Genomic DNA, 20463 nt, shown 5'->3' with positions numbered 1-20463 from the left:
GTTTCGACGAGAGGCGTCAGTCGTCGGACCGGGCCGGCCGTGGCTGGCGATACAGGTCCAGCAGAACCTGGTCGAGTATCGAGGAAGCGCCCCAGGGTTTCGGATCGTTGAGAATCGCCACCACCGCCCAGGTCGTGCCATTGCTGTCGCGGCTGAAGCCGGCAATCGCCCGCACGGTGTTCAGGGTGCCGGTCTTGATATGCGCCTCGCCCGACATCGCCGTGTGTTTCAGGCGCTTGCGCATGGTGCCGTCCATGCCGGTGATCGGCAGCGAACTGATGAACTCCGCGGCATAGGGGCTCTTCCAGGCCGCCTGCAGCATGCTGGCCATTTCCCGTGCACTGACGCGCTCGGAGCGCGACAGACCGGAGCCGTTTTCCATCACCAGGTGCGGGGCGGTGATGCCCTTTTGCGCCAGCCACTGGCGGATGACCCGCTGGGCGGCCTTGGCGTCGTCGCCGTCGGCATCGTTGCGGAATTTCGCGCCCAGGCTGAGGAACAACTGCTGGGCCATGGTGTTGTTACTGTATTTGTTGATGTCGCGGATGATCTCCGTCAGGTCCGGCGAGAAGGCGCGGGCCAGGACCTTGGCATCCTTGGGCACCACGTCCTGGCGGTCCTTGCCCTGGATGCTGCCGCCCAGTTCCTTCCAGATGGCGCGTACGGCACCGGCGGTGTAGGTCGGGTGGTCGAGCAGCGACAGGTAGGTCTGCGAGCTGCAGCCCTCGGCCAATTGGCCGCTGACGGTGACAGTGGTCGAACCGTCGGCCTGGGTTACCGGGTTGTAGCGCACATCGCCGCTGCACTGCTTGGCGTTGATCACCTTGACCTGGTTATCGATGTGGATGCTGGCGATCGGCGGCTCGACCGAGACCAGCACCTTGCCCGAGTCGTTGCGGGCCACGAAGCGCAGCGCCTTGAGGTTGACCAGCAGGGCATCGGGCTTGACCAGGAACGGCCGGTTCTCGTCGTTGCCGTCGTCGTCGAACTCCGGCAGTTGTTGCGGTGGGACGAAGAAACTGCGGTCGAGCACCAGGTCGCCGGTCACCTGGGTCACGCCGTTGGCCCGCAGGTCGCGCATCAGCAGCCAGAGCTTTTCCATGTTCAGCTTGGGGTCGCCGCCGCCCTTGAGGTACAGGTTGCCGTTGAGGATGCCGTCGCTCAGGGTGCCGTCGGTATAGAACTCGGTTTTCCACTGGTGATTGGGGCCAAGCATTTCCAGGGCGGAATAGGTGGTGATCAGCTTCATGGTCGAGGCCGGGTTCACCGACACATCGGCGTTGAACACCGTCGGGGTGCCGGGGCCGTCGAGCGGCAGCGTGACCAGCGACAGGGCATTGTCCTGCAGCTTGTTGGCCTTGATCGCCTGCTGGACTTTGGGGGATAGGGTGGTGTTGACGGGAGCGGCGTAAGCGGGGAGTGCCAGGGGCAGGAGAAAACTGGCGAGTAGCCATGGGCGTAAAGATTTGGTCATGTGCAATAAAGCCCTGCAGCCGAGGGGAAAAATACGAGGGCGTGGATAAAAAAGCCCTCAACGGTCATGAAAGTGACGGCATTATGCATCAGGCTGGTGCTCGTGGGGGGCCGCCGGCCATGGCGTTCGCGCGAATTTTTCCTGCCGTTCGGTCGGTGTTGCGCACGGAGCCGGGCAATTGCGCCCTTAAACTGCTAAAGTGCCGCCCGTTATTACTTTTGAGGATTGTTTCATGGCGACCAACCGTTCCCGGCGTCTGCGCAAAAAACTGTGCGTGGATGAGTTTCAAGAGCTGGGTTTCGAGCTGAACCTGGATTTCAAAGAAGACCTGAGTGAACAGGCTATCGATGCGTTCCTCGACGCTTTCCTGAAGGAAGCCATGGAAGCCAACGGTCTGGGCTATGTCGGTGGCGATGACTTCGGTCTGGTCTGCCTGATCAAGCGTGGCTCGGTTTCCGAAGAGCAGCGCGCTGCCGTTGAAGCCTGGCTCAAGGGCCGCAGCGAACTGACCTCGGTCGAAGTCAGCCCGCTGCTGGACGTCTGGTACCCGGAAAAGCCGCTGAATCCGGTAGCCTGATGCCGTTCGGGCATTGGCTCCAGGCATAAAAAAACGGACACGCTGGCGTGTCCGTTTTTTTATGCCTGTCGAAACATGAACCTGGTTCGATCTCTTGGGGGGCTCCAAGGTCATGAGTCTGGCTTGAAAGCCCATTCGCGGACAGCTTCCGCTCCAAGGCTTGTTGGCACCACAACCATCCCCTGCAGGAGCCGGGCTTGCCCGCGAACCGCCAACGGCGGCCATTCTCCCCGCCAACCCGCCTCAGTCGTAGATCGCCTTCTTCTTCCAGTCCGCCTCGACTTCCTTGAGCCCCTGGGTCAACTCGTTCACATCGTCCTCGGCCGGCTGGGATGTCTCCAGCACCAGCGCATTGGCCCGGGCCAGCAGTTTTTCCATCAGTTGCAGCTGTTCGGCATACATCGCCGGTTCCTGCTGCTTGCGCAGGTACTGCGCGCCCCGCTCGAAGGCCAGGCGTGCCTGCCCTGGTTGTTCCTGTTGCAAGGCCTGCTGCCCGAGGTTGTTGAAGAACTCGATGTGCAGCAGCACCAGGATATGGCGAACCTCGCGAATCCATTGCTTGGCCTCGTTGGCGGGCAGGAAGCCTTCCTGTGCGGCGCGGGTGATCTGGCTGTGCATGGCTTCGAGCAGGAAGCGTACGTCCTTGGCCTTGGCTTCGGTCTGGATCGGCGCGGTTGGATTGTTGATCGGGATCGATTCGCCCTGGGCAACCAGGCCGTTGAGTTCGGCGATGCGGGTCTTGAGGCGCTCGTTGCCCTTTTCCATGTTCAGCAGGCGCTGGGTGACGTTGAGTTCCAGGCGCGTCAGCAGCAGCTTGAGCCCGGGGCTCATGAACTGGCCGGGGAAGGTTTCGGTGAGTTCGCCGCAACGACGCAGGCGATCACCGAGTTCGACCTTGAGGCGAGCCTTTTCCAGCTTGCTGTTCTCGGCCATATGGTTGAGGAAGCCGATGCCGATCAGGAGAAAGATCCCGGCTGCGACCAGCAGGGTGATCATGAGTGGTGTCACCGTTAAGACCTCTTCAAGGTGTAGTGCAGAATCAGTGTAGTGGCTTGGCGTTATCGCTGATAGCGTCGAATGACGTGCTGCACGGCGCCAGAGTGCTTCTCCAGAGATATGTGCACATTGCCACTATTTAGGCTGGCGGACTATAGCGTCTTGTCGAGCGCCAGAATACAGGCGTCAAACCCAGGACGCGAGAACGCTTCCAAAAGGGCTGCAAAGCGGGGCGAAGTCATTGATTTAAATAAATTTATCTTTGGGGGTTGACGACCCTGCGAACCATCCATAGAATGCGCGCCACTTGCAGCGTAAAGCACACAGCGAAACGCGGCAGGGAGTGAATGTTGTAGCGTGTCCCCTTCGTCTAGTGGCCTAGGACACCGCCCTTTCACGGCGGTAACAGGGGTTCGAGTCCCCTAGGGGACGCCAATGCGGGAATAGCTCAGTTGGTAGAGCACGACCTTGCCAAGGTCGGGGTCGCGAGTTCGAGTCTCGTTTCCCGCTCCAATTTTAAACGGTCTTGCCTTCGGGCAGGGTCGAGTGAAACCAGGGTCAGGTCTTCGGATGTGATTCTGGGCACCGTAACACACCATGTGTTCCGGGTAGCGTGTCCCCTTCGTCTAGTGGCCTAGGACACCGCCCTTTCACGGCGGTAACAGGGGTTCGAGTCCCCTAGGGGACGCCATTTGCGGGAATAGCTCAGTTGGTAGAGCACGACCTTGCCAAGGTCGGGGTCGCGAGTTCGAGTCTCGTTTCCCGCTCCAAATTAAATGAAAACGCCGCTCAGCAATGAGCGGCGTTTTTGTTCGTGCGCGTTATTCAGGTCTTCGGCGACGAGTGTCTCGCCTGATGGTGGTCCGAACGGATCGCGATGCCGTCGTCTCCTTGTGTGTCAGTCCCTCCCTTGCCGTTGCGAGCAACTGCTCCTGCAGGCGAAACAGGAAGCCTGTTTCGAACGCGTGTCGGTTGTCACCGGCGGCGCAGTCCTGCCGTGCCTGGGAGAATTGCTCCCAAATCTAGTAGTCGGACCCTGCCTACGCAATAGATGTATGTGTCTTGTTATTTCGTAGGCCTTTTCTTTTTGCCAGGCTCGAGAGTGGCTCGTACCCGTTCATCAGGCTGCTGTTGGATGAATGGACGGGGTACAGTGTGCTTGTTACCTTATTCAAAGGTGATACCTATGAATATATGAGAAGACGACATGGCGACCTCGATCAAGATCGATGAGGACTTGAAGCTCCGCATCCAGCAACTGGCGGGAGCCCGACAACGCTCGGCGCACTGGATCATGCGTGAAGCTATCTCTCAGTATGTGGAGCGAGAGGAGGCGCGGGAAAGTTTCAAGCAGGAAGCGTTGGCCTCGTGGAGGGCCTACCAGGAAACGGGACAGCATTTGACCGGGACCGAGACCCGCGACTGGCTTAAAACCTGGGGGACCGAGGAAGAATCGGAGCTTCCCAAGTGCCACGATTGATTGTGACGGCGGTTGCCGCTGAAGGGTTGGAGCGTTGCCGTTGTTTTCTGCTGGATAAGGATCGTCAGGTCTCACGCAGGGCGGCTCAAGTCATTGAGCAGCAATTGATGCGTCTGGAGACGGATCCACTCATAGGTAGACCCTTCGTTGAATTACCTGAGTTGCGCGAGCTGGTCATTGCTTTTGGTGATGGCGGCTATGTTGCACTCTACCGCTTTGTTCCTGCGGAAGAAGCGGTGTATGTCCTGGCCTTCCGGCATCAGCGGGAAGCGGGTTACTGACAGGCACTGATTGGCCGACATGAGTCGTGTTCACCGACCAGGTCTAGGCTGTGTACGAAATTGTTTGAAACGCAGGTTAGGCAAGGCAAAAACCGGCGAGGAAGCGGAGTTTACTGGAGTAAATGAGCATTCCGAGCCGGTTTTTAACGCCGCATAACCAAGTTTCAAGCGATTTCGTACATAGCCTAGAGTCGCCGGGTCGGTGCTGCAAGGTTGTGTTCCGGACTGCATGAAGAAAGGACCCGCTGTAGCCGCGGGCCCTGAATGCCATCAGAGCTTCGGCAACTGCCCGATGCGGCCCATCATCTCGGTGACGATCTGCAGGTCCAGTTGGAACTGCTCCACCGTCTTGAACTCGTTGTCGGTGTGCCCGGTGTACTTGACCTCCGGCCGGGCCAGGCCGAACTGCACACCATTGGGCAGTTCATGGACCGAAGTCGCACCGGCGGAGGTGCCGAACCTGTGCGGCATGCCGAGGTTCTCGCTGGCCACCGCAAGCAGTGCCTTGACCCACTCACCCTCGGGGTTGCGGTACATCGGTTCGGCGATCTTGTAGTCGAAGGTCACTGCCACATGGGTCTTGCTGCTCCAGGCCTCGAGCTTTTCGGCGATTTCGGACTTGAGCACCTGCGGGCTCCTGCCCTTCGGTACCCGCAGGTTGACCGCCAGCTTGAGAACCTTTTCATCCAGCCCGACATAGGTCAGCGAGGTGGTCAGCGGGCCCATGAAGTCATCGGCAAAACCGACGCCCAGCTTGTTGCCCAGGTAGTCCAGCCCCCAGTTGTCGGCGGCGTAGCGGGCGGCATCGGTGATGTGGTTGTGCTTGAGCGCGACCTTGCCGTCCAGGCTGTGGATGAAGTCCAGCATCCGCGCCACCGGGTTGACGCCCGATTCGGGTTCGGAGGAGTGGGCGGAAACGCCGGTGACGGTCAGCGTGACATCCTTGCCGGCAACCTTGGCAGTCACCTCGAAGTTGTCGCCATGTTGCCTGACATACTCGGCGCCGGCCTTCTGCAGGCTGGCAGCCAGTTCGGCAGGCTGGTCGGTGACCAGGGTGGCGACCGATGCCGAAGGGATCTGGTTGGTCGCCAGGCCGCCGGTCAGCGCGGTGATCTCGGCGCCCTGGCCTTCGGCAGCGCGCCGGCTAAAGCGGGCCATGACGGTGCCGTAGCCTTTTTCGGCGATCACCACCGGGTAGCCGCCATCCAGCGCCAGGTTGTAGTCGGGGGTCGGGTTGCGTTCGAAGTAGTAGGGGATGGCGTCACCGCTGGTTTCCTCGGTGGTGTCGATCAGCAGCTTGAAGTTTCTTGCCAGCGGCAGCTTCTCTTCCTTGATGATCTTCATCGCGTAGAGCGCCACCACGATACCGTTCTTGTCATCCTCGGTGCCGCGGCCATACATGCGGTCGCCGATCAGGGTGACCTTGAAGGGATCAAGGCGGGTGCCGTCCTTCAGGACCCAATTCTCCGGGGTCACCGGCACTACGTCGGCATGGGCGTGAATACCTACGACTTCCTTGCCGCTGCCGTCGAGGGAGATTTCGTAGACGCGGTTGTCGATGTTGCGAAAGTTCAGGTTGAAGGACTGTGCCAGGCTCTTGATCCTGTCGGCGATCCGGATGAACTCCGGGTTGTCGTGCTGCTCCACGCCGTCGACGCGAAAGGTCGGGATCTCGACCAGTTCGCGCAGGGTTTCGGTGGCGGCCTTGCCATACTTCACCCGTGCATACAGGCCGAGCAGGCGGTGGATCTCGTTCTGCTGTTCGGGGGCAGGCTCTTGTCGCCCAGGAACGCGCTGATGGCCGGGCCCAGGTTGGCGCTCTTCGCCAGCTCGCTCTTGCCCAGGCTGCCGAGGAACTGCCGGAAATCCGTGACCGAAGTGTCGCTGAAGGACTTGAGAATAGCCTCGTTCTGTTGTGCGCTGAGGTTGGCCGAGGCGGGGATGGCGAGCGCCGAGAGACCGGCCAGCAGCGTGGCGCAGGCCAGTCGTTTGAGTGCGAAGTTCATTGCAGGAGGCATTCCTTTGCAAGCGGATTGTGGGAAATATCTGATCGATCAGACAAAAACCTGTTCAAGCTAACACCTTGAGCGCGTGATAAGGGAGCCCTTGTCCGTCGATTTTTCGCACAACTGTCGTGCAAATCTGCTTGCAGCACGCCTTCCATGTCGGCGCGGTCGGGCTTACAGGGACAGTACCAGCCGCCCGGCAAAGAGGATCAGCACGACGCCCATGCTGCGCTCGAACCAGTGACCCATTCTCAGGAAGGCCTGGCGTACCCGCTCGCTGGAAAACAGCAGGCTGACCAGGATGAACCACAGCGCGTTGACGGCGCACATCCAGAGCCCATAGAGCGCCTGGATCTGCAGCGGTGTCGAGGTGCTGACCACCGTGGTGAAGATCGCCAGGAAGAACAGCGTCGCCTTGGGGTTGGTGGCGTTGGTCAGGAAACCGGTTGAAAAGGCCTTGAACAGGCCCTGGCGCGGCGCTCCATCCGCCGCCTGTGCGGCGATGTCCGCCCGGGCCGCCTGCGGTTTGCTCCTGAGCAGGTTGAGGCCCAGGTAGAGGATGTAGCCGGCCCCGATGACCTTGGCGACATGCAGCAGCCAGGGTGCGCTGTTCATCAATGCGCCGACGCCCAGCAGCGTGTACAGCACATGCACCGAGATGCCGGCGCCAATGCCGATGGCCGTCAGCAGCCCGACCAGCCGGCCGAAGCGTACGCTCTGGCGGATGGTCACGGCGAAGTCCGGGCCGGGGGCGACCACGGCGAGAAAATGGATGGTCGCCAGGGCGATGAATTCAGGGAGGTACTGGGAGTGCATGACGGTTTCCACGGGGCAGTCGTTGAGGGGCGGGGCGCTGATCAGCCTTGTCGGTGGCCAGTATAAAAATGGCCTGGACATGTGATAATCCACTCAAATCTCAATGGACCTGTGCGTCATGAGCATGAATCCACCCCTGGCACTGCTCGGCGAAATGGCGATTTTCGTCAAGGTGGTCGAGACTGGCAGTTTCTCCGAGGCGGCCCGTCAGCTCGGCTCGTCACCTTCGGCCGTCAGCCGCTCGATCGCCCGCCTGGAAAAGGCCCTGGCAACCCGACTGCTGCAGCGCACCACGCGCAAGCTGCGCCTCAGTGAAAGCGGCGAGGAGACTTTCAAGCGATGCCGGGAGATGGTCAATGCGGCCCGCTCGGTCATGGAGATCAGCGGTCAGTACACCGATGAGGCGCAAGGCCTGGTGCGCGTCAGCGTGCCGAAGGCGGTGGGGCGCTTCGTGGTGCACCCGCACATGCCGGCGTTTCTGCGACGTTATCCACAGGTCGACGTGCAGATGATTCTTGAAGACCGTCCCGTCGACCTGATCGAGGACAATGTCGACCTGATCCTGCGCATCACCGATCACCCACCGGTGGGGCTGGTGGGGCGCCAGTTGATGCCCATCGAGCACCTGCTGTGCGCGACCCCGCACTACCTGGCCGAGCACGGGACGCCGCGGCATCCCCATGACCTGTTGGAGCACAGTTGCATCTATCTGGGGGATACGCCCAACGATTCGCGCTGGAAATTCAGGCGGGGTGGCAAGACGGTGACGGTTGGCGTGCGCGGGCGCTATGCGGCCAATCATACGGGGGTGCGGCTGGACGCGGTGCGGCAGCATATCGGCATTGGCAGCCTGCCGTATTTCACGGCCAAACATGCCCTGGAGCGGGGCGAGATCGTGCAGGTATTGCCGCAATGGACTTTCCTCGCGTCCTACCATGGCGGGCTGTGGCTGCTGTATCCGCCGACGCCCTACCTGTCGCCGAAGTTGCGGGTGTTCATCGATTATCTGGTGGAGTGCCTGGCGCGGGAGCCGACCCTTAAATCCGCCCAGGCCTCGGTATCACCTTGACCCGGGAGGCGCAACGGGCCTTGCAGGAGCCGGGCGGCGTCAGGCCACGGGGCGCAATTGACCCTCGGAGAGGAGGGGAGGCGGGAAATCAGTGCTTGCTGTCCTGATCCGACAGCGCCAGCAACTGCTTTTCCTGGTTCCAGTCGAACGGCTCGTCGTTCTGTTCGGCTTCGTAGCGGCGCTCTTCCAGGGCCTGGTACAGGTCCAGTTCCTCGTCGGGCATGTAGTGCAGGCAATCGCCGCCGAAGAACCACAGCAGGTCGCGCGGGACCAGATGGGCGATCTGCGGGTAGCGCTGGATCACCTGGCACAGCAGGTCCTGGCCCAGGTACTGGCTTTCGATCGGATCGACCGGCAGTTGCGCGCGCAGTTCATCGAAGCGCTCCAGAAACAACGCGTGGCTTTCCTCGGGCACCTGTTCGGCTTCGCCGACGGCGACCAGGATGCTGCGCAGGTGGTCGAGCAGGACCAGATGATCGGCAAGTACGTTGGACATGGCAGGGGCCTCAAGAATAAAACAGGCGCGGGAGTATAAAGCTCCGCACGCCTGTTGTCCCGTCGGGCGAGGCTGGGCGACGGACGGAGCGTCGCCGGCCGCTGGGCTGTCAGCGCACCTTGCCCGCGCTCGGGCTCAGTTCCTCCTTGCTGAAGTCGTCCACGTCGATCACCCTGCGCCGTGCCGCTTCGGCTTCGCGCAAGGCTTGCGCCTCGCGTGGTTGCAGCACTCCGGCTTCCAGGCCCGCATCGATCGCCGATTCCCCGGGGGCCGGCGCGAGCTGGCCGCTCCTGAGTGCCGTGTGCAGTTTTTTCTGCGCTTCATGGCTGGCGGCCAACAGGTCGTGGGCTTGCTGCAGGGCACCCACCGGATCGTCCGCCGCTTGCGGGCGATAGCAGCCGGCGAGGATCGCTTCCAGGGCCGGATCGCCCTTGGCTCGGCCCAGCACGGCGGCGACTTCGGCGTCGAGGGCGTCCGACGGCCCGGTATGCCGGCGGCCGAACGGGAACACGATGACCCGCAACAGGCAACCGAGCATTCGGCTTGGGAAGTTGCGCAGCAGTTCGTCCAGGGCCCGTTCGGCATGGCCGAGGCTTTCTTCCAGGGCCCAGGCCAGCAGCGGGTCGAGTGCTTGCGGCGAGTTCAGGTCGTGATAACGCTTGAGCGCCGCCGAGCCGAGATACAGGTGGCTGAGCACATCGCCCAGGCGGGCTGACAACCGCTCGCGGCGTTTCAGCTCGCCACCGAGCAGCATCATGCTCAGGTCTGCCAGCAGGGCGAAGGCCGCCGCCTGGCGATTCAGGGCCCGGAAATATTTCTGGCTCAGGCGGTTGCCCGGTGCCGCTTCGAAGTGTCCGAGCCCGAGGTTCAGCAGCAGGCTGCTGCCGGCATTGCCCACGGCAAAGCCGATATGCCGCAGCAACAAGCCGTCGAACTCCTTCAGTGCCTGGTCGTGGTCCTCGCGGGCGGCCAGGGCCATTTCCTTGAGCACGAACGGATGGCAGCGAATCGCCCCCTGGCCGAAGATCATCAGGTTGCGCGAGAGGATGTTCGCGCCTTCGACGGTGATGAAGATCGGCGCACCTTGCCAACTGCGGCCCAGGTAGTTGTTGGGGCCCATGATGATGCCCTTGCCGCCGTGGACATCCATGGCGTGGCCGATGCACTCGCGGCCGCGTTCGGTCAGGTGGTACTTGAGGATGGCCGACAGCACCGAGGGCTTCTCGCCCAGGTCCACGGCATTGGCGGTGAGCATCCGCGCACTGTCCATCAGCCAGGCATTGCCGCCGATTCGTGCCAGGGCCTCCTGGATGCCTTCGAAGGCGGCCAGCGGCACGTTGAACTGCTCGCGCACCTGCGCGTACTGGCCGGTGACCAGGCTGGTGAACTTGGCCGCGCCGGTGCCGACCGCCGGCAGCGAGATCGAGCGGCCCACCGACAGGCAGTTCATCAGCATCATCCAGCCCTTGCCGAGCATGTCCCGGCCGCCGATGAGGTAGTCCAGGGGGATGAACACGTCCTTGCCGGCGTTCGGGCCATTCATGAAGGCGGCGCCCAGCGGCAGGTGACGACGGCCGATCTCGACGCCCGGGTATCGGTGGGGATCAGCGCGAGGCTGATCCCCAGGTCCTCCTGCTCACCGAGCAGATGGTCCGGGTCGTGAGCCTTGAACGCCAGGCCGAGCAGGGTGGCGACGGGGCCGAGGGTGATGTAGCGCTTTTCCCAGTTCAGGCGCAGGCCGAGGACCTCCTCACCGTTCCAGTCGCCCTTGCAGACCACGCCGGTATCCGGCATCGCCCCGGCATCGGAGCCCGCCAGTGGCCCGGTCAGGGCGAAGCAGGGGATGTCGTCGCCGCGGGCCAGGCGTGGCAGATAATGGTCGCGTTGCGCTTCGGTACCGTAATGCAGCAGCAGTTCCGCCGGCCCCAGGGAGTTGGGGACCATGACGGTGGAGGCCAGGTCGCCGCTGCGGGTCGCCAGCTTCATCGCCACCTGGGAGTGGGCGTAGGCAGAGAAGCCCTTGCCGCCGTACTCCTTGGGAATGATCAGGGCAAAGAAGCCGTGCTCCTTGATATGCGCCCAGGCTTGCGGCGGCAGATCCATGTCCTGGCCGATCTGCCAGTCGCTGACCATGGCGCAGAGTTCTTCGGTCGGGCCGTCGATGAAGGCCTGCTCTTCCTCGGTCAGTTGCGCCTTGGGATAGGCCAGCAGCTTGTTCCAGTCCGGGCGACCGCTGAACAGCTCGCCATCCCACCACACGGTGCCGGCATCGATGGCATCGCGTTCGGTCGCGGACATCGGCGGCAGGACCTTGCGGAACCAGGCGAACAGCGGAGCCGTGAACAACCGGCGGCGCAGGTCGGGCAGCAACAGGGGGGCGGCGACCGTCGCGAGGATCAACCAGAGCACCAGCATCAGGCCGCCGGGGGCATGACCGAGGGTTCCCATCGCCAGGAGATACAGCGCCACTGCGCCAAGGGCGGGCAGCGCGGCGATGCGCCGGTGTGCCAGGTAGGCGACGCCGAGCAGCAGAACCAGTATCCACAACAGCAGCATATTCAATCCTCCATGAGACAGGGCAAAAACACTTCAGAGCTTAGTCGGCATCCGGCAAGCCGGATGCCGGGGCTGTGTATCCAGATCGGTGGGAGCGGGCCGCCGGACGGATGCCGCCGCGCACTGCCCGCAAGAAAGGCACGGTGGGTCTGTGACTTGGCCGAATCGTCGTGCCCGGCGCGCAGGGCACGGGGCTAGACTCGAGACTGGCCACGGGGACTGCGCTCATGCACGAGTATCTGAATCCAGGACGCTTCATCGATAGTGACCACCCGGCGGTGATGGAGTTCGCCGAGAGTCGTCGCGGCGCCAGCCGCGACCCGAGGGAACAGGCCATCAGTCTGTACTACGCCGTGCGTGATGAGGTTCGCTACAACATCTACGCCTTCAGCCGCAACCCGCAGACCTTGTGCGGCAGCCATGCCCTGGCGCTGGGGCAGAGCTACTGCGTGCCCAAGGCGACCCTGCTTGCCGCCTGCGCCCGGCACTGCGGGATCCCGGCCCGGATCGGCCTGGCGGACGTACGCAATCACCTGTCGACGCCCCGGGTGCTGGAGTTGCTCAAGAGCGAAGTGTTCGCCATGCACGGCTATACCGAGCTCCATCTGGACGGACGCTGGGTCAAGGCCACGCCGGCTTTCGACAAGGGGTTGTGCGAAGCCTTCGGGGTGATACCGCTGGAATTCGACGGGCATAGCGACAGTGTGTTCCATCCCTACACCCATGATGGCCAGCGGCACATGGAATACCTGCGCGACCACGGGCAGTTCGCCGATGTGCCGCAGGCGTTGTTCTTCGGTCATCTGGCCGAGTGTTATCCCCACCTGTTCCTCGCCGACGCGCTGCCCTGGCGAGGTGACATGCGCGGCGATTTGAGTCGTGGCTGATCGGGCGTAGACTGCGTCGGCATTTATCCTGTGAGAGGCCGTCATGCTGAAGATCTGGGGTCGGAAGAATTCGTCGAATGTCAGGAAAGTACTATGGATTGCCGAGGAGCTGGGACTTTCCTACGAGTCCATCGATGCCGGTGGTGCCTTTGGTGTCGTGAACACGCCGCAATACCGTGAGAAGAATCCCAATGGCCTGGTGCCGATGATCGAGGATGGCGACTTCGTCCTGTGGGAATCCAACGCCATCGTCCGCTACCTGGCGGCCAGGCACGCCGCCAACCCGGTCTGGTCACCGGCGGACTTGCAGGTGCGGGCCCGTGCCGAGCAGTGGATGGACTGGGCTACCTCGTCCTTCGTCGCGCCGTTTCGCGTGGTGTTCTGGGGCGTCATGCGCACGCCGGCCGAGCAGCAGGACTGGACCGCGATCAACGCCGGCTTGCAAGCCTGTGGCGAGCTTCTGGCCATGGCCGACCGGGCTCTGGCGCAGCAGCCCTACCTGTCCGGCCAGGAGATCGGCCTGGGCGACATTCCCCTGGGCAGCTTCATCTACGCCTGGTTCGAGATGCCCATCGAACGACCGGAGTTGCCCCATTTGAGTGCCTGGTACGAGCGCCTCAAGCAACGTCCGGCCTACCAGCGTGCGGTCATGACCGCTTTGACTTAATAGCTACTATTAACGCGGGTTGCTGTACTTGTGCGGCGTAGCCAAGCACCATAGTCCTGGCGCGCCGCTATTGTTCACGACCCGGCGTGCCCTTATATGGGGCTATGGAAGGCCGGCCATGCGGTTGGTTTTCGCGCAGTTTCCCGACTTTTTCCTTCCTTCTTGGTGCATCGTCCGCTATGAGTTCCGCTCTGTCCATCCGGCAGCTAACCAAAACCTACGGCAACGGTTTCCAGGCCCTGAGTGGTATCGATCTGGACGTCGCCGAAGGTGATTTCTTCGCCTTGCTCGGCCCCAACGGTGCCGGCAAATCCACCACCATCGGCATTCTCTCGACCCTGGTGAACAAAACCAGCGGCACGGTGAATGTCTTCGGCCACGACCTGGACCGGCAACCCGCCGCACTCAAGCGCAGCATTGGCGTGGTGCCGCAGGAGTTCAACTTCAACCAGTTCGAGAAGACCTTCGACATCGTCGTGACCCAGGCCGGCTACTACGGTATCCCGGCCAAGGTCGCCAAGGAGCGCGCCGAGCAGTACCTGACCCAGTTGGGCCTGTGGGACAAGCGCGACGTGCCGTCCCGTTCGCTGTCCGGCGGCATGAAGCGCCGGCTGATGATCGCCCGGGCACTGGTGCACGAGCCGCGCCTGCTGATCCTCGACGAGCCGACCGCCGGGGTCGACATCGAGTTGCGTCGTTCGATGTGGACCTTTCTCACCGAGCTGAACGAGAAGGGCATCACCATCATCCTCACTACCCATTACCTGGAAGAGGCCGAACAGCTGTGCCGCAACATCGGCATCATCGATCACGGCACCATCGTCCAGAACACCAGCATGCGCCAGTTGCTCAGCCAGTTGCATGTCGAGACCTTCCTGCTCGACCTCAAGCATGCACAAACCGTCGCACCTAGCCTGATCGGCTACCCGAGCAAGCTGCTCGACAGCCATACCCTGGAAGTGCAGGTGGACAAATCCGTGGGCATCACCGAACTGTTCGGCCAACTGGCCACGCAGCAGATCGAGGTCCTCAGCCTGCGTAACAAAACCAATCGCCTTGAGGAACTGTTCGTGTCACTGGTAGAAAAGAATCTGTCGAAGGTGGCGGTATGAGTTCGGAGCTGCAGGCCAACCTGGTCGCCCTCAACACCATCGTCTATCGGGAAGTGCGGCGCTTCATGCGGATCTGGCCGCAGACCCTGCTGCCGCCGGCCATCACCATGGTCCTGTACTTCGTGATCTTCGGGAACCTGATCGGCCGGCAGATCGGCGACATGGGTGGCTTTACCTACATGGAGTACATCGTGCCGGGGCTGATCATGATGTCGGTGATCACCAACTCCTACGGGAACGTGGTCTCGAGCTTCTTCGGCAGCAAGTTCCAGCGTTCGATCGAGGAACTGATGGTGTCGCCGGTTTCGCCGCACACCATCCTCATCGGCTACACCCTGGGCGGTGTGCTGCGCGGCCTGATGGTGGGGATCATCGTGACCCTGCTGTCGCTGTTCTTCACCCACCTGCAGGTCCATCACCTGGGCGTGACCCTTCTGGTGGTGGTGCTGACGGCGACGATCTTCTCGCTGCTGGGGTTCATCAACGCGGTGTTCGCGCGCAACTTCGACGACATCTCGATCATCCCGACGTTCGTGCTGACGCCACTGACCTACCTGGGCGGGGTGTTCTACTCCATCAGCCTGCTGCCGCCGTTCTGGCAGACCGTATCGCTGGCCAACCCGGTGCTGCACATGGTCAACGCCTTCCGCTATGGCATTTTAGGGGTATCGGACATCCGTATCAGCGTGGCCATCGCCTTCATGCTGCTGGCGACCGTGGTGCTGTATTTCGGTTGCGCGCGGCTGCTGGTCAGCGGGCGCGGCATGCGCCAGTAAGCCCAGGCGACCCTGGCATGCCTGGCGGGCCGGGGCGCCCCGATTTCTTTGGTACAGCGCAACCTTGTAGGAGCGTGGCTTGCCCGCGAAGCTCTTGGCGTTCTCAAGGAACTCTTCGCGGGCAAGCCACGCTCCTACAGGGGGCGGTATTCATTTGGGGCGGCGCTGTTCCCGGCGCCGCTGCCACTGCCGGGCCACCCACCAGCGCCAATAACCCATGGTCAGGCAGTAACCGAGGGCCGCCATCACCAATCCCAACAGCACCGAGCCCAGCAGGAACGGCTGCCACAGCGTCGACAGCTGGTCGCTGATCCACGCCCAGGTCAGTTCGTCCGGCAGGCTGCGTGGCGGCAGGTTCATCACCCAGCTTCCCAGCTTGTAGGTGCAATAGAAGATCGGCGGCATGGTCAGCGGGTTGGTCAGCCACACCAGGCTGACGGCGATCGGCAGGTTGCCGCGCAGAAAAATCGCCAGGCACGCCGCCAGCAGCATCTGCAACGGGATGGGTATCAGTGCGGCGAACAGGCCGACCGCCATGGCCCGTGACACCGAGTGGCGATTGAGGTGCCAGAGGTTCGGATCGTGGAGCAGCCGGCCGAAAAATCGTAAGTGCTTGTGTTCGCGGATGCTCTGCGGGTCGGGCATGTAGCGTTTGAATAGGCGACGCGGCATAGGGCTTCTCGGTCGGTTCAAGCGGGCAGTATGCCCGGATTCTACTGACGACCCATTCAGACATTGTGACAATTGATAAAGCAGCTGCCGGCCAATCGGGCTATTCCGAGAACTGAACGGGTTCATGGAGTGAGAGATGCGCACAGGGATGTTGGCGCTGGCGGCGGGCCTGCTGAGCCTGCGTTTTCTGCCGCAGTTGCCGCCGCTCGGGTGGCTGCCGGTGTTGTCGCTGCTCGGCCTGATGCTGTTGCCGTTTCGCAGCTATCCGGTCGCGCTGGTGCTGTTCGGTTTCAGTTGGGCCTGCCTGCAGGCTCACCTGGCCTTGAGTGACCGCCTGGCAGCGGAGCTGGACGGCCAGACACTGTGGCTGGAAGGGCAGGTGGTGGGACTGCCGGAAAACGATGGAGCGGTGCAACGCTTCGTGCTGGAAGACGCGAGCTCCCGGCGCACGCTGCTGCCGCGGCGCATGCGCCTGGCCTGGTACGGCGGGCCCGCGGTCGGCAGTGGCGAGCGCTGGCGGCTGGCGGTCAAGCTCAAGTCGCCGAGCGGGCTGCTCAATCCCCATGGCTTCGACCGTGAGGCCTGGTTGCTGGCTCAGCGGATCGGCGCCACCGGTACCATCAAGGACGGCCAGCGACTGGCCGCATCGCCAGGGTCCTGGCGCGACGGGATTCGCCAGCGCCTGCTGGCGGTCGATGCCTGGGGGCAGTCGGCGACCCTGGTGGCGCTGGTGCTGGGCGATGGTTCGGGTTTGTCGCCTGACACCTGGCGCGTCCTGCAGGACACCGGCACCGTGCACCTGCTGGTGATTTCCGGGCAGCATATCGGGCTGTTCGCCGCGCTGGTCTATGCCCTGGTGGCGGGGCTGGCGCGTTATGGCCTGTGGCCGCGGCACCTGCCCTGGCTACCCTGGGCCTGCGGCCTGGCCTTTGCCGCGGCGCTGGGCTACGGATTGCTGGCCGGCTTTGGCGTCCCGGTGCGCCGGGCCTGCGCGATGATCGGCATGGTGCTGCTCTGGCGCCTGCGCTACCGCCATCTGGGGGTGTCGTGGCCGTTGCTGGTGGCGCTGAACCTGGTCCTGCTGGTCGAGCCCCTGGCCAGCCTGCGACCGGGTTTCTGGCTGTCGTTCGCCGCAGTGGCGGTGCTGATCTTCTGTTTCGCCGGCCGGCTGGGGGCCTGGAACCTCTGGCAAACCTGGACCCGCGCGCAATGGACCATCGCCCTCGGCCTGCTGCCGTGGCTGCTGGTGCTCGGCCTGCCCATCAGCCTCAGCGGCCCGTGGGTCAACCTGGTTGCGGTGCCCTGGATCAGCCTTGCGGTACTGCCGCTGGCCTTGCTTGGGACCCTGACCTTGACGCTGCCCTGGATCGGTGAAGCGCTGTTGTGGCTGGCCGGCGGCCTGCTGGAAATCCTGTTCCAGGGGTTGGCCCAGGTGGCGACACGGGTACCGGCCTGGCTACCCGGGACCCTTGCACCCTGGGCCTGGGGCCTGGGCAGCCTGGGTGTTCTGCTGTTGTTGCTGCCCGCGGGCGTGCCGTTACGGCCCCTGGGCTGGCCGCTGGTGGCCATGGTGTTGTGCTCGCCGCCGTCCAGGGTGCCGCAAGGGCAGGCCGAAATCTGGCAACTGGACGTCGGGCAAGGCCTGGCGATCCTGGTCCGTACCCGCCATCACAACCTGCTGTATGACGCGGGGCCGCGCTTCGGCGCGTTCGACCTGGGCCAGCGGGTGGTCCTGCCGACGCTGCGCAAGCTGGGGGTACGCGAGCTTGACCTGATGCTGATCAGTCACGCCGATGCCGACCATGCCGGTGGTGCCCTGGCGGTCCGCAACGGTATGCCGGTGAACCGGGTGATCAGTGGTGATGCCCCGGGATTGCCGGCACCCCTGCATGCCGGTACCTGCCCCAGTGGCGAGCGCTGGCAATGGGACGGAGTGAGTTTCGGGCTCTGGCAATGGGCCGCGGCGCAGGACAGCAACCAGCGTTCCTGCGTGCTGCAGATCGAGGCCCGGGGGGAGCGGCTGCTGCTGACCGGAGACATCGACACCCACGCCGAGCAGGCCTTGCTGGACAGTCCGCTGGCGGTCGCCACCGACTGGCTGCAGGCCCCTCATCATGGCAGCCGCAGTTCCTCGTCGATGAGCTTTCTCCAGCGACTGGCGCCGAGGGCCGTGCTGATTTCCCGGGGTCGTGGAAACAGCTTCGGCCATCCGCATCCGCAGGTGATGGCTCGTTACCAGGCATTGGGGATGGCCGTACATGACAGTGCCGAGCAGGGTGCGGTGCGCCTGGTGCTGGGGGCTTTTGGCGATGCGCAGTCGCAGCGCGAGGACAAGCGATTCTGGCGTTGATCCGATAGAGAGCTGAGCACTCCAGTCCCCTTGTGGGGGTGCCGGTGCAGCGTGATTCAAATAGCCCAGGGTTATTAAACCGCTCCCTGATGCGACATCACGTTCTTCGGCCCGGCCGACCCCTATGTTAGAGTGGCGCACTTTTTCGAGGGGGCTGTCACTGTGTGGGAATTGGTCAAATCCGGCGGCTGGATGATGTTGCCGATCATTCTGAGTTCCATCGCCGCCGTGGGTATCGTCGCCGAGCGCCTGTGGACCCTGCGCGCCAGCCGGGTGACCCCGGAGCATCTGCTGGGGCAGGTCTGGGTGTGGATCCGTGACAAGCAGCTGGACAAGGAAAAACTCAAGCAACTGCGCGCCGACTCGCCCCTGGGTGAAATCCTCGCCGCGGGCCTGGCGAACTCCAAGCACGGTCGCGAGATCATGAAGGAGTGCATCGAAGAGGCCGCCGCCCGGGTGATCCATGAACTGGAGCGCTACATCAACGCCCTCGGCACCATCGCCGCCATGTCGCCGCTGCTCGGCCTGCTCGGTACGGTGCTGGGCATGATCGATATCTTCAGCTCGTTCATGGGCTCGGGCATGACCACCAATGCGGCCGTCCTCGCCGGCGGTATCTCCAAGGCGCTGATCACCACCGCATCTGGCCTGATCGTCGGTATTCCCGCGGTGTTCTTCCACCGCTTCCTGCAACGCCGCATCGATGAGCTGGTGGTGGGCATGGAGCAGCAGGCGATCAAGCTGGTAGAAGTGGTCCAGGGCGACCGCGATGTGGAAATGCCCGGGGGCAAAGCGTGAAGTTCCGCCGCAAACCCCGGGAAACCATCGATATCAACCTCGCCTCGCTGATCGACGTGGTGTTCGTCCTGCTGCTGTTTTTCGTGGTCACCACCACCTTCACCCGCGAAACCCAACTGCGGGTCGACCTGCCGCAGGCGGTCAGCGGTTCTCCGGCGGAGGATCAACTGGTCAAGCAACTGGACATCGCCATCAGCGCCGATGGGGTGTTCTCGGTGAACAACCAGATACTGCCGAAGAATGACCTGTCGACCCTGATGGAAGCGTTGCAGAAGGAGTCCAACGGTGACACCAACATGCCGCTGTCGATCAGTGCCGACGGCAAGACCCAGCACCAGGCCGTGATCACCGCGATGGACGCCGCCGGCAAGCTCGGCTTCAGTCACTTGCGCATGACCACCGTCGAGGCGGCGCCGGCGCCCTGATGGCTCTCTCGGACCGTTTGTTGCGCGCCTGGTACGAGGGCCATCCGGCCCTCACCCTGCTGCGCCCGCTGGAGTGGCTGTATCGTCGCGTGGTCGATGGCAAGCGCGCCCGCTTCGTTGCCGGCGCAGGCGACATCTACCAGCCTGCGGTGCCGTTGATCGTGGTCGGCAACATCACGGTCGGCGGTACGGGCAAGACCCCGATGATTCTCTGGCTGGTCGAGCATTGCCGGCGTCGCGGCCTGCGTGTGGGCGTGGTCAGCCGTGGTTACGGCGCCAGGCCGCCGAGCCTGCCATGGCGGGTACGTGCCGAGCAGTCCGCGGCGGTAGCCGGCGACGAGCCGCTGCTGATCGTCCGGCGCAACAATGTGCCGCTGATGATCGATCCGGATCGCAGCCGCGCGGTGCAGGCCCTGCTGGCCGAGGAACAGCTCGACCTGATCCTCTCCGACGACGGCCTGCAGCATTACCGCCTGGCCCGCGACCTGGAACTGGTGCTGATCGACGCCGCCCGTGGCCTGGGCAATGGCCGCTGCCTGCCCGCCGGCCCCCTGCGCGAGCCGCTGGAGCGCCTGCAGAGTGTCGACGCGCTGATGTACAACGGCGCCGACGCCGATCGCGGCGACGGTTTCGCCTTTCGCCTGCAGCCGACCGCTCTGGTCAATCTGCTGAGCGGCGAACGCCAGCCGCTCGACCACTTTCCCGTCGGCCAGGCGTTGCACGCGGTGGCCGGCATCGGTAATCCGCAACGTTTCTTCAATACCCTCGAAACGCTACACTGGCAGCCTGTGCCCCACGCCTTTGCCGATCATGCCGAATACAGCGCGCAGGCCCTGAGTTTCACGCCGTCGCTGCCATTGGTCATGACCGAAAAGGACGCGGTGAAATGCCGGGCGTTCGCGGCCGCCGACTGGTGGTACCTGGCGGTCGACGCGGTGCCTTCCGAAGCGTTCGTGGCCTGGTTCGACACGCAATTGCTGCGTCTGCTGCCCGATCGTCTTTTGCCCTAAACCCCTTTTTATCCA

At 63.2% G+C, this 20463-nt stretch carries 17 protein-coding genes, 4 tRNA genes and 2 pseudogenes; 16 read left to right on the top strand and 7 right to left on the bottom strand.

The window, feature by feature from the left end:
* Positions 1–16: 16 nt before the first annotated feature.
* Complete coding sequence (gene dacB / locus ACZ5KU_RS23305; RefSeq protein ID WP_054061413.1) at positions 17–1474, bottom strand: D-alanyl-D-alanine carboxypeptidase/D-alanyl-D-alanine endopeptidase; 1458 nt, start codon at positions 1472–1474, stop codon at positions 17–19.
* 232 nt (positions 1475–1706) lie between these two features.
* Here dacB and ACZ5KU_RS23300 point away from each other — a divergent pair, with 232 nt between their 5' ends.
* A complete protein-coding gene (locus ACZ5KU_RS23300) occupies positions 1707–2051 on the top strand; it encodes a YggL family protein (RefSeq protein WP_017901935.1) in 345 nt (114 codons plus the stop codon).
* Positions 2052–2294: 243 nt separating this feature from the next.
* Here the strand turns inward: ACZ5KU_RS23300 and ACZ5KU_RS23295 are convergent, their stop codons facing one another.
* A complete protein-coding gene (locus tag ACZ5KU_RS23295) occupies positions 2295–3059 on the bottom strand; it encodes a hypothetical protein (RefSeq protein WP_081006129.1) in 765 nt (254 codons plus the stop codon).
* A 347-nt stretch (positions 3060–3406) separates the two neighbouring features.
* Here ACZ5KU_RS23295 and ACZ5KU_RS23290 point away from each other — a divergent pair.
* The 6 genes from ACZ5KU_RS23290 to ACZ5KU_RS23265 all read left to right on the top strand — a co-directional run bounded on the left by ACZ5KU_RS23290 (position 3407) and on the right by ACZ5KU_RS23265 (position 4808).
* Positions 3407–3482, top strand: a tRNA-Glu gene (locus ACZ5KU_RS23290).
* A 2-nt stretch (positions 3483–3484) separates the two neighbouring features.
* A tRNA-Gly gene (locus tag ACZ5KU_RS23285) sits at positions 3485–3560 on the top strand.
* 102 nt (positions 3561–3662) lie between these two features.
* Positions 3663–3738, top strand: a tRNA-Glu gene (locus tag ACZ5KU_RS23280).
* 3 nt (positions 3739–3741) lie between these two features.
* Positions 3742–3817 (top strand) — tRNA-Gly (locus ACZ5KU_RS23275).
* A gap of 437 nt (positions 3818–4254) precedes the next feature.
* Complete coding sequence (locus ACZ5KU_RS23270) at positions 4255–4527, top strand: CopG family ribbon-helix-helix protein (protein WP_054061411.1); 273 nt, start codon at positions 4255–4257, stop codon at positions 4525–4527.
* The gene (locus ACZ5KU_RS23265; RefSeq protein ID WP_054061410.1) at positions 4515–4808 is read left to right on the top strand and encodes a type II toxin-antitoxin system RelE/ParE family toxin; all 294 of its coding nucleotides are present in this window, start codon (positions 4515–4517) and stop codon (positions 4806–4808) included. The genes ACZ5KU_RS23270 and ACZ5KU_RS23265 overlap by 13 nt, the downstream gene beginning before the upstream one ends.
* Before the next feature lie 270 nt (positions 4809–5078).
* On the opposite strand, the pseudogene ACZ5KU_RS23260 reads toward ACZ5KU_RS23265, so the two are convergent.
* Positions 5079–6814 (bottom strand): annotated as a pseudogene (locus ACZ5KU_RS23260) (dipeptidase).
* A gap of 174 nt (positions 6815–6988) precedes the next feature.
* Positions 6989–7630 carry a LysE family translocator gene (locus ACZ5KU_RS23255; RefSeq protein ID WP_054061408.1) on the bottom strand — a complete coding sequence of 214 codons (642 nt, stop codon included), beginning with the start codon at positions 7628–7630 and terminating at the stop codon, positions 6989–6991.
* A 118-nt stretch (positions 7631–7748) separates the two neighbouring features.
* Between ACZ5KU_RS23255 and ACZ5KU_RS23250 the strand changes: the two genes are divergently transcribed.
* Positions 7749–8699, top strand: coding sequence for a LysR family transcriptional regulator (locus ACZ5KU_RS23250; protein ID WP_054063015.1), 951 nt, complete (start codon positions 7749–7751; stop codon positions 8697–8699).
* Positions 8700–8787: 88 nt separating this feature from the next.
* Here ACZ5KU_RS23250 and ACZ5KU_RS23245 read toward each other — a convergent pair whose 3' ends face one another.
* Positions 8788–9195 carry a PA2817 family protein gene (locus ACZ5KU_RS23245; protein ID WP_017905788.1) on the bottom strand — a complete coding sequence of 136 codons (408 nt, stop codon included), beginning with the start codon at positions 9193–9195 and terminating at the stop codon, positions 8788–8790.
* Positions 9196–9304: 109 nt separating this feature from the next.
* Positions 9305–11751: pseudogene (locus ACZ5KU_RS23240) on the bottom strand (acyl-CoA dehydrogenase).
* 227 nt (positions 11752–11978) lie between these two features.
* On the opposite strand from ACZ5KU_RS23240, the gene ACZ5KU_RS23235 reads away from it, so the two are divergent.
* From ACZ5KU_RS23235 to ACZ5KU_RS23220, 4 genes are all read left to right on the top strand, one after another.
* Positions 11979–12638: a transglutaminase-like domain-containing protein gene (locus ACZ5KU_RS23235; protein WP_464736341.1), complete on the top strand. Its 660-nt coding sequence runs from the start codon at positions 11979–11981 to the stop codon at positions 12636–12638.
* Positions 12639–12681: 43 nt separating this feature from the next.
* Positions 12682–13305, top strand: a complete 624-nt coding sequence (locus ACZ5KU_RS23230; protein WP_054061438.1) for a glutathione S-transferase family protein — start codon at positions 12682–12684, stop codon at positions 13303–13305.
* Positions 13306–13484: 179 nt separating this feature from the next.
* Positions 13485–14417, top strand: coding sequence for an ABC transporter ATP-binding protein (locus tag ACZ5KU_RS23225; RefSeq protein ID WP_054061437.1), 933 nt, complete (start codon positions 13485–13487; stop codon positions 14415–14417).
* Positions 14414–15193, top strand: coding sequence for an ABC transporter permease (locus ACZ5KU_RS23220; protein WP_419735413.1), 780 nt, complete (start codon positions 14414–14416; stop codon positions 15191–15193). Before ACZ5KU_RS23225 ends, ACZ5KU_RS23220 begins: the two co-directional genes overlap by 4 nt.
* A 150-nt stretch (positions 15194–15343) precedes the next feature.
* Here ACZ5KU_RS23220 and ACZ5KU_RS23215 read toward each other — a convergent pair whose 3' ends face one another.
* Entirely contained in the window at positions 15344–15865 is a 522-nt protein-coding gene (locus ACZ5KU_RS23215; protein ID WP_054061435.1) for a DUF2062 domain-containing protein, read from the bottom strand.
* Between the two features lie 136 nt (positions 15866–16001).
* On the opposite strand from ACZ5KU_RS23215, the gene ACZ5KU_RS23210 reads away from it, so the two are divergent.
* From ACZ5KU_RS23210 to lpxK, 4 genes are all read left to right on the top strand, one after another.
* Positions 16002–18215, top strand: a complete 2214-nt coding sequence (locus ACZ5KU_RS23210) for a DNA internalization-related competence protein ComEC/Rec2 (RefSeq protein WP_464736340.1) — start codon at positions 16002–16004, stop codon at positions 18213–18215.
* Between the two features lie 162 nt (positions 18216–18377).
* The gene (locus ACZ5KU_RS23205) at positions 18378–19013 is read left to right on the top strand and encodes a MotA/TolQ/ExbB proton channel family protein (protein WP_054061405.1); all 636 of its coding nucleotides are present in this window, start codon (positions 18378–18380) and stop codon (positions 19011–19013) included.
* The gene (locus ACZ5KU_RS23200; RefSeq protein WP_054061406.1) at positions 19010–19438 is read left to right on the top strand and encodes an ExbD/TolR family protein; all 429 of its coding nucleotides are present in this window, start codon (positions 19010–19012) and stop codon (positions 19436–19438) included. Before ACZ5KU_RS23205 ends, ACZ5KU_RS23200 begins: the two co-directional genes overlap by 4 nt.
* The gene (gene lpxK, locus ACZ5KU_RS23195; RefSeq protein WP_464736339.1) at positions 19438–20448 is read left to right on the top strand and encodes a tetraacyldisaccharide 4'-kinase; all 1011 of its coding nucleotides are present in this window, start codon (positions 19438–19440) and stop codon (positions 20446–20448) included. Before ACZ5KU_RS23200 ends, lpxK begins: the two co-directional genes overlap by 1 nt.
* Positions 20449–20463 lie beyond the last annotated feature (15 nt).

The organism is Pseudomonas sp. Tof1, assembly GCF_055390395.1.
This window is presented reverse-complemented; position numbering and strand designations above follow the sequence as displayed.